The sequence below is a fragment of the Arthrobacter sp. SAFR-179 genome (assembly GCF_059414945.1).
Map to the genome: position 1 here is coordinate 53,137 of NZ_JBPFDM010000013.1, position 13,168 is coordinate 66,304.

The window sequence follows — 13,168 nt, forward strand, 5'->3', positions numbered from 1 at the left end:
CACTGAAGGGCACGCCGGCCCGCCAACGGGCGCTGCAAGGGTCACAACTACGCCCTCGGTGAACCGCACCAACTTCCCCTCCGCGTGCACTGATCGTTCCCAGCCTCCGGACGTACACTGACCTTCGCACCACACGTTTGTGGACACTCCGTCAGGTTGGAGCCCGGCCTTGCTCTGGAAGTTGCTCGTCGAATACCTGCGGCCGCACCGGCCGCTGCTCGCCGCCGTCGTGGTGTTCCAGCTGGCGCAGTCCATCGCGTCGCTGTACCTGCCCACGCTGAACGCCGACATAATTGACCAGGGCGTGGCCAGGGGCGACACCGGCTACATCATGTCCACCGGCAGCTTCATGCTGCTCATCACGCTGGCCCAGATCGTGTGCGCCGTCATCGCCGTATACTTCGGGGCCAAGGCCGCCATGGGCCTGGGCCGGGACCTGCGCGGCGACATCTTCGAACGCGTGGGCCAGTTCTCCGAGCAGGAAGTCACCCGCTTCGGTGCCCCGAGCCTCATCACCCGATCCACTAACGACGTCCAGCAGGTCCAGCAGCTGGTGCTGATGTCCGCAACGCTGATGGTCGCCGCGCCCATGCTCAGCATCGGCGGGGTGATCATGGCCATCCGTCAGGACGCCCAGTTGTCCTGGCTCATTGCCGTGTGCGTCCCTGTGCTGCTGATCGCCGTCGGCCTGATCGTGACGCGCATGGTGCCGCTGTTCCGCAAGATGCAGGCCCGGATCGACACCGTGAACCGCGTCCTGCGCGAGCAGCTCACCGGCATCCGCGTGGTGCGGGCGTTCGTGCGCGAGGACATGGAAACGGCCCGCTTCGCCCGCGCCAACACGGACGTCACGGATGTTGCCCTGCGCGCCGGCCGCCTGATGGCCCTCATGTTCCCCGTGGTCATGCTGGTCCTGAACGTCTCCAGCGTGGCGGTGATCTGGTTCGGCTCGTTCCGGATCGAGGACGGGTCCATGCAGGTGGGCACCCTGATCGCGTTCCTGAGCTACCTGATGCAGATCCTGATGTCCGTCATGATGGCCACCTTCATGGCGGTCATGATCCCGCGCGCGTCGGTGTCCGCGGACCGCATCGGCGAGGTGCTGGGCACCGAGTCCAGTGTGCGGCCGCCCGAGAACCCGGTCAGTACCAAGGTGCGGCGCGGCGAGCTGGAAATGCGCGACGTCGGATTCGCCTACCCGGGTGCCGACCAGCCCGTCCTGTCAGGGATCAGCTTCACCGCCAAGGCAGGGCAGACGACGGCGATCATCGGCAGCACCGGCTCCGGCAAGACCACCCTGGTGAACCTGATGCCACGGCTTTTCGACGTGACCTCCGGGGCGGTGCTGATCGACGGCGTGGACATCCGCGAGCTGGACCCGGACCTGCTCTGGGGGCACATCGGCCTGGTCCCGCAGCGGCCCTACCTGTTCTCCGGCACGGTGCGCAGCAACCTGCTGTACGGCAACCCGGACGCCACCGAGGACGAGCTGTGGACCGCGCTGGAGATCGCCCAGGCCCGTGACTTCGTGGAGGAGATGGAGGACGGGCTGGACGCGGCCATCTCGCAGGGCGGCACCAACGTCTCCGGCGGGCAGCGGCAGCGGCTGGCCATCGCCCGGGCCTTGGTCAAGCGGCCCGAGCTGTACATCTTTGACGATTCGTTCTCGTCCCTGGACACAGGCACCGACGCCCGGCTGCGTCAGGCCCTGAAGCGCAGCACCGCCGGGGCCACGCTGGTGATCATCGCCCAGCGCGTGTCCAGCATCGTGGATGCGGACCTGATTCTGGTGCTCGACGACGGCAGGATCGTTGCGCACGGAACGCACCATGAATTGCTGGAGACTTCGGAGACGTACCGCGAGATTGTCTCGTCCCAGCTGGCAGCGGAGGAGACGGTATGAGCCCGGAACCCACTCGCGAGGCAGGCACCAAGGCCGGACCTGCGTCCAAAACTGCAAGTGCCGACGTCGTACGCATTCCCCGCCCGGCAGGCGGTCCGGGAAGGGGCGGACCCTTTGCCGGGATGAACGTTCCGGCCGAGAAGGCGATGAACTTCAAAGGCTCGGCCAAGCGGCTGCTGGCCACCCTGCGTCCGGAGCGTGCATGGCTGATCCTGGTGCTGTTCATGGCCGTGGCGGGCGTGGTGCTGCAGGTGATCGGGCCGCGGCTGCTGGGCGAGGGCACCAACCTGATTTTCGCCGGGGTGGTGTCCAAACAGCTGCCGCCGGGCGTGACGCAGGCGCAGCTGATCGCGCAACTGCGGGCGGCGGGGGAGAACCAGAAGGCGGACATGCTCAGCGCCATGACGCTGACGCCTGGGATGGGGATCGATTTCGGGGCGCTGGCCAGTGTGCTGACGTGGGCGCTGGTGCTGTATGTGCTGGGGTCGGCGTTCATGTGGGGGACGGCGTATGTGCTGAACGGCGTTGTGCAGCGGACCGTGTTCGGGCTGCGCGAGAAGATCGAGGCGAAGATTAACCGGCTGCCGCTGCGGTATTTCGACTCGATCCAGCGCGGTGAACTGCTCAGCCGCGTGACCAACGACGTGGACAACATTTCGCAGAGCCTGCAGCAGTCCATCAGCCAGGCGGTGACCTCGGTGCTGACGGTACTGGGCGTGCTGGTGATGATGTTCATCCTCTCGCCCACGCTGGCGCTGATCGCGCTGGTGACCATTCCGCTGACGCTGGGCATCACGGCGTTGATCGCCAAGCGCTCGCAGAAGCTGTTCGTGCAGCAGTGGAAGAACACGGGCGAGCTGAACGGGCAGATCGAGGAGACCTACACGGGGCATGCGCTGGTGAAGGTGTTCGGCCGGCAGCGTCAGGTGGGGGAACGGTTCCGGCAGAAGAACGTGGAGCTGTATGAGGCGAGCTTCGGGGCACAGTTCATTTCCGGGCTGATTATGCCGGCCATGACGTTCATCGGGAACCTAGTGTACGTGGGCATTGCCGTGGTGGGTGGCCTGCAGGTGGCGTCCGGGGCGATGCAGCTGGGGGATGTGCAGGCGTTCATTCAGTACTCGCGGCAGTTCACCCAGCCCCTGGCGCAGCTGGGGTCCATGGCCAACCTGCTGCAGTCCGGTGTTGCTTCGGCCGAGCGGGTGTTTGAGCTGCTGGATACGGAGGAGCAGTCGGCGGATCCTGCCGGGGCTTCGTTGCAGAGCCCCGACGGTGCGGCGCGGGGGCGGCTGGTGTTTGAGGATGTGTCCTTCTCGTACTCGCCCGACAAGCCGCTGATCAGTGGGTTGTCTTTGGTGGCGGAGCCGGGGCAGACGGTGGCCATTGTCGGTCCGACCGGTGCCGGCAAGACCACGCTCGTGAACCTGATGATGCGGTTCTACGAGCTGGATGCCGGGCGGATCACTTTGGACGGCATGGACATCACCACCATGACCCGGAACGACCTGCGCTCGCGGATGGGGATGGTGCTGCAGGATACGTGGCTGTTCGGCGGGACCATCCGGGACAACATTGCCTACGGGCGGCCGACTGCTTCTTCGGACGAGATTCTGGAGGCAGCAACGGCAACGTACGTGGACCGGTTCGTGAAGTCCCTGCCCGAGGGGTACGACACCGTGCTGGATGACGAAGGCGCCAACGTTTCCGCGGGCGAGAAGCAGCTGCTGACGATTGCCCGGGCGTTCCTGGCGCAGCCGTCAGTGCTGATCCTGGACGAGGCGACGTCTTCGGTGGATACCCGCACGGAGGTGCTGGTGCAGAAGGCGATGCGCGCGCTGCGGAGCGACCGGACGTCCTTCGTGATCGCGCACCGCCTGTCCACGATCCGCGACGCCGACCTCATCCTGGTGATGGAGAACGGCCAGATCGTGGAGCAGGGCACGCATGCTTCTTTGTTGGCTGCCGGTGGGGCCTACGCGCGGCTCTACGAGGCTCAGTTCGCGGCGCCTGTGGCGGAGGTCTAAAAGGCCCTGCAGATTTTCTGAGTGCTCATGCACATGCAATTTCTCCTATTGACCGGTGCAAGGCCATTAGCTGCCCTGCATGTAACATTCGAATACGTACATTTCAAAGGGGGAACGTGGATACTTCAGCGCACCTAGCTAGCGCCTGGACTGCGGTGGAAAGTTCGGGGGTGCCCGAACATCTACACGAAGTGGCATTTAAGGCTGCTTTGGCCATGCAAGGAATCATATTGACGCCGGCCGCTTCGGCCCCTCTGACTGTGCAGCAACAAAGTTCTCAAGACGACATCGAGCCGCAGGAGGTCGTGGATAAGGACCAAACGCTTACGTCGACTGACTTCTTCCGCGACTTCGCGCATGGGACGGGCATCGATCAAAACGCGCTCGAAGATGTGTTTTACTTTCACGACGGGGCACCAGGGCTTAACGTTCCCGCGAGAAAGCTTGGAAGCTCCCGGGCAATCCAAACTCGATCGGTGACGCTAGCTTTGACTGCTGCCTACCACTTCGGCGTGAATGACAAGGCAGACAGGGTCTCAGCCATCAGGCGCGAATGCGAACGTTTGAGATGTATCGACGCGTCAAACTTCACGAGACACCTTGGCTCCACGAAGGGTGTTAATTTCACCGGACCGCGGACAGCTAAAGAACTCAAGACGAAGCCGGACACGCTAACCGAATTGAAGGAACTGATCGCTTCCATTCGCGGCTCCGAAGAGTAACAGCCCTTGAAGCTGGATTATGCCGAAGTTCATAGCGGTTTTGCGGCGGCAGGCGTACCTGATGAACTTGTAAGAGAGTTACTCGAGTCCTTCGCGGAGGCGAAGCGCAGGTTTCATCTCGCGGACTACATGCCCAATGCCGTCGCCGGGGGCCGATTTTCTGAGGCTGTCCTACGAATCTTGGAATGGACCACATCCGGGTCGTACGTTTCATTATCAGATCCGAAGTTCAAGGCCGAGACAATTATCAATCGTCTCTCCGCTTTGCCTTCAGGATCATTCTCTGAGAGTGTTCGTCTGCACATACCTCGCGCGGTCCGGGTCATTTACGATATAAGGAATAAGCGCAACACTGCACATTTGTCGGATGGGATTAGCCCGAACACTCAGGATGCAAGCTTAGTTGTTTCCACCATGGGGTGGATTTTGGCGGAGTTGGTTCGTATCCATCATTCCGCCACCGCAAAAGACGCGCAGGCTACGATCGAAGCAATCGTTACACGTGAAGTTCCAATGATTCAGGTATTCAACGGACACCCTAGGCTGCTAAAGACTCTCGGCGCTAGCGACCATGTTCTGGTTTTGCTTTATTGGGCTGCACCTGATGAGCTTTCCAAAGCAACTCTTGCTGACTGGTTGCCTGTTTCGATGCGCCAAAATCTTACACGCACTCTCAAGGGTCTACATCTAAAGCACTTAGTGCATTGCAGTGCTACCGGAAGTCAGATCACTATTCTGGGCCAGAGAGAAGTGGAGCGAAAAGACTTGATAGCACCGCTTTAGCTCCTTCTTGGCAAGATATTTTGATACTGGCATCCGCGCTTGCTGTGCTTCAAGCAGTAAATAGATTCCGGTGGAACTCTTTTAGAATTCTGAGGTGTACCCTCCTGCCGCATTGCATTGGTGTTCCCTTTGAAAGGCGGTGGATCACGCACGGCCGGAACGGAGTGGAAATGTTCCAGCATTTGGAAGTAAAGCGTTCGGCGAGAAAGCTCGTCGAACGCTTTACTTCTAAGAACAGCCCACAACGAACCCAGTGCCACAACCCCAGCGCGAACTCGGCGATCACGGTGGACAGCAGGAACGACGCCTTGATAGCCACCAGCCCCACTGGGATGATCTTCGAGCCGATGTTCTTCAGCAGCGGGATGTCATTGCCCAGGGGCAGGCCGGCCAGGGTTAGCATCACGGTGGCGATGCACAGGAAGTCCACTGTCTTGACGGCATCGTTCAGCGCCTCCGCGCCGAAGAACCACAGGCTGGAGATGTTCGCGCCGATGGTCGTGATGAACACGATGGCAGAGATCTTCTGGGTGACCTTCGCCAGCGCGATGCCTACCAGGACCAGCGCCAGCAGGACCACATACCCCAGCACGACGGACAGGCTGAGCGCCTTCGCCGCCACCGGACGCCGTGCCACTACACAGCATCGTCAGGATGGACAACGAGTGGCAGCTGAAATCAAAATGTCGGACCCTCCTGGCACACTTTGGGTATGGAAACCGGAGCGGTTTTGGACGCAAGAGACAGTGCCGGGTTGGCCGCTGCCGTTACGTCCATAAGGGGGCTGGTGGACGAGATGGCTGAAGTCCTTGGCCGGTCTTCAGGGGATTCGGATGGCACTAACCGGGATGATCATGATCCGCTGGGGGACCTTGCTGATTCGTGCCTGGACGGCTTGGGTGTTGTAGCCCGGATCGAAGCCGCCGCCGCAGCGGCAAAGGTCCACTTCCTCGCTACATATGCACAGGCAACAGATGCCGTGGAACCGCCGGCTGAAAGCCCGTATGAGTCCTCGGCGCGGGAAATGAGCCAGGTGGCGGAAGTTGCCTGCCTTCTCACCATCGGAGAACGTGCCGCAGCCGCGCTGCTGGGGGACGCGCACGCGCTGACAACAACGTTGCCGGCCGCATTGGATGCGTTGCAGGCGGGGAAGATTTCATGGCAGCACGCCAGGATCCTCGTCGATGAAACCACGGGCTTGGACAAAGCCGCAGCCTCAGCAGTGGAGGCACACTTTTTGGACCCGGACGCACCGAACGGTGCCAGGGGTGCCGCGGCGGGGGAGTTAGCGCCAGCCCGCTTTCGGCGGAAGGTACGTGCTTGGCGGGAACGCCACCATCCGGAATCCCTCGAAATCAGGCACGCGAAGTCCGTGGAAGACCGACGGATGGAATACTCCCCGGACCGCAACGGGATGGCCTGGGTCTCTCTGTATATGCCTGCAGACAAAGCCTGTGCCATTTGGAACAAAGCCACTGCCCTGGCGCGCGGCCTGCAGGGACCGGACGAACCGCGGACCCTCACCCAAATCAAGGTGGACGAGGCCGCCAGATTGTTGCTGGGCACCGCCGGGAAGAACGCCGGGGCAGGACCATCCCTCAAAGCGGACGTCCTGGTCACGGTGCCGGCCCTCTCCCTCTTCGGCGCCACGGACGAACCCGCCGACCTTGACAATTACGGACCCATCCCAGCATCAATGGCACGCAAACTCGTTTCGGAAGGCGCCGGATCGTTTTACCGGGTGCTGGTGGACCCGCGGGACGGGGCACCGCTGGAAATCGGCCGGACCAGCTACCGGCTTCCGGAATCACTGAAGCGGTGGCTGCGGATGCGCGATGGAAAATGCACCTTCCCTGGATGCAGCAATTCCAGCCCAGACAATGAAGCAGACCATCTCATCGCATGGGAGCACGGCGGAGCCACCGGGATCAGCAACCTGGGTCAGTTGTGCCCCAAGCACCATCGGCTGAAACATCGGACCGGCTGGAAGCCGGGACCGGCAGCAACGAATTCGCCACCTGGCTGGGTCTCGCCCACCGGGCGTCGATACAACGCCGAACAACTGGACGGGGAACCAACACTCTGGCCCCCGGGCCTCCTGCAGGAAGAAAGTAGTCCGTTGGAGGCACTCATCGTTGACTATCTCGTTGCCTAGCAGTCGTCCGACTTTGCCCGGGTGCAACAAGTCGCCGCTTCCCCCGGCAGCGCGAGTGGACAGGTCTCGCGTTTTCCTCTGCCGCTCGCGACCTGTTGGCGCGGCCGCCGATAGGCCCGGCACTTTGTCCCTTGCCGTTCACCCGCCGTCAATCAGCATGCCCCGAACCGTTCCACCAGATCCACCAGTCTTTTCAGGCACCCTCCCGCCCGGCGCACCCCCAGCCGGGCGGACATCCCCGAGGTACCAGGAGTACTCCGTGTTCGTGAAAAGCACCCTTGCCGCCGTCGCCGTCCTCACTTCCCTGGCCGGGACAGCCGTAACCCCCGCCCAGGCCGGGGCTGAGGCACCCAAGCCGGCTCCCGTCGTCGTCGGCCAGCCCCTTGCCGGGACGCACGCCCACAACGACTACGAACATGACCGGCCCCTCTTTGACGCTTTGGAGCACGGTTTCACCAGCGTCGAGGCGGACGTGTGGCTGGTGGACGGCGAGCTGCGGGTGGCGCACGACCTGGCCGACGCCAAGCAGGGTGTCACGCTCGAAAGCCTCTACCTCGACCCGCTCCAGGACCTGGTCCGCAGCCAGCCCGGCCACAGCGTCTACCCCAAGTGGGACGGCAGCCTGCAGCTCCTGATCGACATCAAGAGCGAGGGCGAGTCAGCCTACGCAGCCATCGAGCAGGAACTGGCCGAACACCGCGACATCATGAGCCGCTACACCAACGGCAACACCAAAACCGGTCCGGTCACCGCGGTCATCAGCGGCAACCGACCGCTGGCCACCATGCAGGCACAGACCCAGCGCTTCAGCTTCTACGACGGCCGCTCCACAGATCTCGCCTCCGGCCTGCCCGCCGCCCTCATGCCGCTGGTCAGTGACAACTGGACCAAGCTCTTCATCTGGCAGGGCATCGGCCCCATGCCCGAGGCCGAGCGCACCAAGCTGCGCGCCTTCGTCGCGACGGCGCACGCCGACGGTTACCGCGTCCGCTTCTGGGCCACTCCGGACCAGCCCGGCACCGCCCGGGACGCCGTCTGGACCGAGCTCGCCGACGCCGGCGTGGATCACATCAACACCGACGACCTCGCCGGCCTGCAGCAATTCCTCACCGCCCGCGGCGCCTGAGCCCCCACGAGAGACAGGACCATCCCTATGCCTTCGAAGACCGTGAAAATTACGACGGCGGCACTCGCCCTGGCGCTTGGCCTCCTTGCGGCCCAGCCCGCCCAGGCAGCGGACAGCACGAACGAGGGTAACCAGGCCTTCACTTTCGCCGCCATCGGTGACATCCCGTACGGTGCCGCCGAGATCGCGAAGTTCCCGTCCCGCATCCAGGACCTCAACGCGGACAAAGACCTGAAGTTTGTAGCACACGTGGGCGATATCAAGAACGGCTCCTCCGTCTGCTCCGACGAGTACTTCTCCTACATCCGCGCACAGTTCGACACCTTCACCCACCCGCTGGTCTACACGCCCGGCGACAACGAGTGGGTGGACTGCCACCGGACCAACAACGGCGCCTATAACCCGCTGGAACGCCTGGACACGCTGCGGGAAATCTTCTTCAACCAGCCCGGCAAGACGCTCGGCGCCACCATGCCGGTCAAGAGCCAGGAAAGCCTGGGCCTCCCCGAGGACGTCCGCTTCACCCAGAACCGCGTGGCCTTCTCCGTCCTGAATATCCAGGGCAGCAACAACTCCCTCCTGCCATGGACCGGGCTGGGCAAGACAACCGCCACGCCGGAGCAGCTCGCCGAGGTGCAGCACAGGACGGACGCCGTCATCGCCCAGATCCACCAGACCTTCGCCGACGCGAAGCGCAGCAATGACCGTGCCGTGGTCCTCATGCAGCAGGCTGACATGTTCGATCCGTCGCTGCTTGCCGCCGCATCCGCTGACCCGGCCACCGTTTCAGGCTTCCGCGAGATCGTGCAGGTGATGGTGGACGAAACCAACCGCTTCGACGCTCCCGTTTACCTGGTCAACGGCGACAGCCACGTCTTCGCGCAGAACCAGCCCCTCGCCGCGGGCTCGCCCTGGCTGGACATCTACGGCTCGCCCGCCGCGGACAACCTGCAGCGCATCACCGTGGACGGCGCCAACAACGCCGCCGATTACGTCCGCTTCACGGTGGCCGGCAACGGCGAAGCCGGTGCGGACGTCCTGAGCTGGGAAAAGGTCCCCTTCAGCGGGTAGCCACCTATCGGAAACGGTCGACGGCGGGTGCCCACCCGCCGTCGACCGCTTCTCTGTGGAGGTCTGGACCCCGGCAGCGGCCGGATTTATCGTGAAAGGGTGGCGGCTGCCTGACTGGCAGGATGGCAAGCTCTGCCGGTCCGCTGTTGCAGCCGTCCGTCTTGAGGAGGCAGAAGATGGAACACGTAGAAGAGACCGTTGACGTCGCCGTACCGGTGCACACCGCGTACAACCAGTGGATCCAGTTCGAATCCTTTCCGCAGTTCATGCCCGGGGTGGAATCCGTAACCCAGCTCACCGACACCACCAACCACTGGGTCACCAAGGTGGGTGGCGTCCGGCGCGAATTCGACACTGAAATAGTTGACCAGGAGCCGGACGACCGCATCGCCTGGCGCAGCACCGACGGCAAGTCCCACGCCGGAATCATCAGGTTCACGCCGCTGGATGCCAACCACACCAAGGTCAAAGTCCATTTCGAGTGGGCGCCCGAAACCGTCACCGAAAAAGCCGGCGCAGCCCTGAAAGTCGACGAGATGCAGGTGAAAGCGGACATGCGGAAGTTCAAGGACTTCGTCGAATCGCGCGGTACCGAAACCGGCGGCTGGCGCGGCGAAGTCAAGGACACCGGTCCCACCGGGCAGTTCTAGAAGTGGGAGAGCCAGCAGCTGAGAAAACGACGCCCAACAAACAGGAAGCGGACGACGGCGGGTGCCCACCCGCCGTCGTCCGCTTTCCATGTGTGCCCGGTACGGTGCAAAATCAGCGCTACCGCCGGGACAGGGTTGCCGTGAAGCTGTCACCCTGGTCGCGCACGGCGGCGAGGTCCTCGAACCTGCCGATCGGGACGATGCCGTTGTAGCGCCCCACGTATTCGTAGTAGAGCACCAGTGCCTGATCGGGGGCGTAGTAGCCGATGGTGAGCGGCGGGGCGTCACTGGCGGCCGGCATGCCCTCGATGGAGAGTGGTGCCGGGAGGTCCGCGATCTTCTCCTGGCCGCCAAAGTCCTTGAACGTCAGAGTGAGGGGCAGCTGGTCGAGCAAGGCCCGGGCGGTGGTGTTGCTGTCAAGGACGCCTCGGACCGGCTGGCCGTTGATGTCGATGCTGATCGTCGCGCCATTAGTTGCCGGGGAGCTGGTCATCGTGGCAGTACCTTCGGTGGTTGGTGTCGCTGGTGCCGTTCGTGTCGCCGTCGTCAGCGGTTGGTCCGCCGGACGGGCCCCGTCCCGGCCGCTGCAGGAGGTGATGGCGGCGGCGAACACGAGGGCCAGGAGGGGTACCTTGAGCCGCGGCAGCCTGATTGCGGGTTGCTTCATGGGGTGAGCTGCTCCCTGTCTTTCCGGCGTCCTTCCATCCAACGGTCCGTGCCCGTCGGTAACAAGGGCCCTGCCAAGACGGGTTACACCAGGACCTCCCTGCACGCCCCAAGCCGTTCGTGGCCGAAGCTAAAGCCGAAGCTCCATGAACAAGCTGTTGGGGTCCAGGACGTAGTCGGCAAAGGGCGGGCACTTCGTGAAACCGTGCCGGGCGTAAAGGCGGCGGGCGGGAGCGAAGTAGTCCTCGGTTCCCGTCTCCAGATAGACGTGCTCAAGGTTCCGTGCACGGGCGTCGTCCAGGATATGCCTGAGCATGAGGGTGGCCACACCCCGTCCCCGCGCAGTGGCCCTGGTGCGCATGGACTTGATCTCGCCGTGCCTTGCCCGGCCGGTGGGGGAGTCCAGGAGCTTGAGCGCGCCACACCCCAGCAGCTTGCCGTCTTCCCTGGCCGTCCAGAACGTAATCGAGGGGGCGGACAGCGCCGAGTGGTCCAGGGCGTGGACGCTCTCGGCAGGCGATGTAGCAAACATGTCTGCCAGGTGCTCGCTGAGGAGGAGGTGGACGTCGTCACACGTGGGGCTGTCCCGGTCTATGCGAATCATCGCCCTCAAATGTACCTGTTGCGCCCGCTTCACGGCTGTGCCATGATTCCCGTGATCGTGACCCGACCGCAGGAGGTGAGACCCATGAATGCTGTATCCGCAATGGGTGCTCCCCGCAGCCCACGATCGCGCGGCTGACCCAGCCGCCGCCGGGAGTGCCGAAACAGGCTATTCGCGAAAGGCGACTCCCATGAACCCAACACCCTCTTCAACTCCTCACCCCACCCCGACGGCGGCTTCCGGGCGCGCACTGGTCCTTGGCGGCGGCGGATCAACCGGCAATGCGTGGCTGATCGGCGTTCTCGCCGGGCTGGCCGATGCCGGCCTGGACGTGGCGGACGCGGACCTGGTCGTCGGCACCTCGGCCGGGTCCACCGCAGCGGCGCAGATTGCCGGCGCCGGGCTCACCGACCTCTATGCCGCGGTCCTTGACACGCCCCTGCCCCGGACTGCTCCGCCTGCACCCGGCAATGGACCCGCTCCCGCCAGGCCGGTCTCTGATCACCTGGAACGGACGGGCAGGATCATCGCCTCCTCCGACGATGCGGCGGACATGCGCCGCAGGATGGGTGCGCTGGCCCTGGACCTGGCCTCAGCCTATGACGCCACCGCACGCTGGCGCGAGACCGTGGCCGCGCGGCTGCCAGGCTTGGATTGGCCGCACCACAGGCTGCTCACCACGGCCGTTGATGCCCGAACCGGCGAACCGGCGGTGTTCGACCGCAGCACCGGGGTGGACCTGGTGGACGCCGTCGCCGCCAGCTGTGCGAGCGGGTTCGCCTACGGGATCGGGGACAGGCGCTATATCGACGGCGGGTACCGGCGCAACGAAAATGCCGACCTTGCGGCGGGACACGGACGCGTCCTGGTGCTCTCGCCCTTCAGCGGCAGGACCCGGATGCCGCTGGAGTGGGGCATGCAGCTCGCGGCGCAGGTGGAGGAGCTGCGGGCGGGCGGGAGCAGGGTGGAAACGGTCTTCCCGGACGGCGACGCCGAGCACATGTTCGGCGCCAATGCGATGGACATTTCACTGCGACCGGCAGCCGCACGCGCGGGGTACCTCCAAGGCGAAGTGCTTGCCCAGCAGCTCACCGGGTTTTGGTGCTAAGGCCGAATATTTTACTGCGGGATTTGCGGAGCCAAGCAGTGGTGACATTGCGTCGGAAAACCTGTTCATTAATGTTTTTGTTGATATTCCTGGAAATGACAAGGAAAGCCTGGAGATCCCTACTGGCCGTCAATTGAGGAATTTTTCGTAACCGGATCCGTCATGCTATGAGTGCCGTGCCAGCAGGCAAACGCCCCGAATAGCGGGACTCCCGTAGGGCTGGCTAAAAAAATAAAAGGGCGTAGGGTTGCGGGTACGCGAGCAAGGAAAGGCGTGATTCCGATGTCCGGAAAATCCCCCAGAAGCAGCGCCGCAAAGAAAGTCGGCAAGTCGATCCTCGAAAAACGGGCTGACAA

Annotated in this window: 12 protein-coding genes; 9 read left to right on the forward strand and 3 right to left on the reverse strand. The window is 63.6% G+C overall.

Going from position 1 to position 13,168, the window contains the following annotated elements; genetic code table 11:
* Positions 1 to 169: 169 nt before the first annotated feature.
* The 4 genes from ACR65K_RS17820 to ACR65K_RS17835 all read left to right on the forward strand — a co-directional run bounded on the left by ACR65K_RS17820 (position 170) and on the right by ACR65K_RS17835 (position 5,432).
* A complete protein-coding gene (locus ACR65K_RS17820) occupies positions 170 to 1,903 on the forward strand; it encodes an ABC transporter ATP-binding protein (protein WP_440154335.1) in 1,734 nt (577 codons plus the stop codon).
* Positions 1,900 to 3,927, forward strand: a complete 2,028-nt coding sequence (locus ACR65K_RS17825) for an ABC transporter ATP-binding protein (RefSeq protein WP_440154336.1) — start codon at positions 1,900 to 1,902, stop codon at positions 3,925 to 3,927. Before ACR65K_RS17820 ends, ACR65K_RS17825 begins: the two co-directional genes overlap by 4 nt.
* A gap of 116 nt (positions 3,928 to 4,043) precedes the next feature.
* Positions 4,044 to 4,649, forward strand: a complete 606-nt coding sequence (locus ACR65K_RS17830) for a hypothetical protein (RefSeq protein WP_440154337.1) — start codon at positions 4,044 to 4,046, stop codon at positions 4,647 to 4,649.
* 6 nt (positions 4,650 to 4,655) lie between these two features.
* Positions 4,656 to 5,432 carry a hypothetical protein gene (locus ACR65K_RS17835; RefSeq protein WP_440154338.1) on the forward strand — a complete coding sequence of 259 codons (777 nt, stop codon included), beginning with the start codon at positions 4,656 to 4,658 and terminating at the stop codon, positions 5,430 to 5,432.
* Positions 5,433 to 5,481: 49 nt separating this feature from the next.
* On the opposite strand, the gene ACR65K_RS17840 is transcribed toward ACR65K_RS17835, so the two are convergent.
* Positions 5,482 to 6,069, reverse strand: coding sequence for a hypothetical protein (locus ACR65K_RS17840; protein ID WP_440154339.1), 588 nt, complete (start codon positions 6,067 to 6,069; stop codon positions 5,482 to 5,484).
* A gap of 159 nt (positions 6,070 to 6,228) precedes the next feature.
* Here ACR65K_RS17840 and ACR65K_RS17845 point away from each other — a divergent pair, with 159 nt between their 5' ends.
* From ACR65K_RS17845 to ACR65K_RS17860, 4 genes are all read left to right on the forward strand, one after another.
* Complete coding sequence (locus ACR65K_RS17845) at positions 6,229 to 7,587, forward strand: HNH endonuclease signature motif containing protein (RefSeq protein WP_440154432.1); 1,359 nt, start codon at positions 6,229 to 6,231, stop codon at positions 7,585 to 7,587.
* A 259-nt stretch (positions 7,588 to 7,846) separates the two neighbouring features.
* On the forward strand, positions 7,847 to 8,713 hold the full coding sequence (locus ACR65K_RS17850) for a phosphatidylinositol-specific phospholipase C/glycerophosphodiester phosphodiesterase family protein (RefSeq protein ID WP_440154340.1): 867 nt from the start codon (positions 7,847 to 7,849) through the stop codon (positions 8,711 to 8,713).
* Between the two features lie 27 nt (positions 8,714 to 8,740).
* On the forward strand, positions 8,741 to 9,784 hold the full coding sequence (locus ACR65K_RS17855) for a hypothetical protein (RefSeq protein WP_440154341.1): 1,044 nt from the start codon (positions 8,741 to 8,743) through the stop codon (positions 9,782 to 9,784).
* A gap of 176 nt (positions 9,785 to 9,960) precedes the next feature.
* A complete protein-coding gene (locus ACR65K_RS17860) occupies positions 9,961 to 10,434 on the forward strand; it encodes an SRPBCC family protein (protein WP_440154342.1) in 474 nt (157 codons plus the stop codon).
* Positions 10,435 to 10,552: 118 nt separating this feature from the next.
* On the opposite strand, the gene ACR65K_RS17865 is transcribed toward ACR65K_RS17860, so the two are convergent.
* Both ACR65K_RS17865 and ACR65K_RS17870 read right to left on the reverse strand, forming a co-directional pair.
* A complete protein-coding gene (locus tag ACR65K_RS17865; RefSeq protein ID WP_440154343.1) occupies positions 10,553 to 11,101 on the reverse strand; it encodes a cyclophilin-like fold protein in 549 nt (182 codons plus the stop codon).
* A gap of 129 nt (positions 11,102 to 11,230) precedes the next feature.
* Positions 11,231 to 11,704 carry a GNAT family N-acetyltransferase gene (locus tag ACR65K_RS17870; RefSeq protein WP_440154344.1) on the reverse strand — a complete coding sequence of 158 codons (474 nt, stop codon included), beginning with the start codon at positions 11,702 to 11,704 and terminating at the stop codon, positions 11,231 to 11,233.
* A 190-nt stretch (positions 11,705 to 11,894) separates the two neighbouring features.
* Here ACR65K_RS17870 and ACR65K_RS17875 point away from each other — a divergent pair, with 190 nt between their 5' ends.
* Positions 11,895 to 12,812 carry a patatin-like phospholipase family protein gene (locus ACR65K_RS17875; protein ID WP_440154345.1) on the forward strand — a complete coding sequence of 306 codons (918 nt, stop codon included), beginning with the start codon at positions 11,895 to 11,897 and terminating at the stop codon, positions 12,810 to 12,812.
* The last annotated feature ends 356 nt before the right edge of the window (positions 12,813 to 13,168 follow it).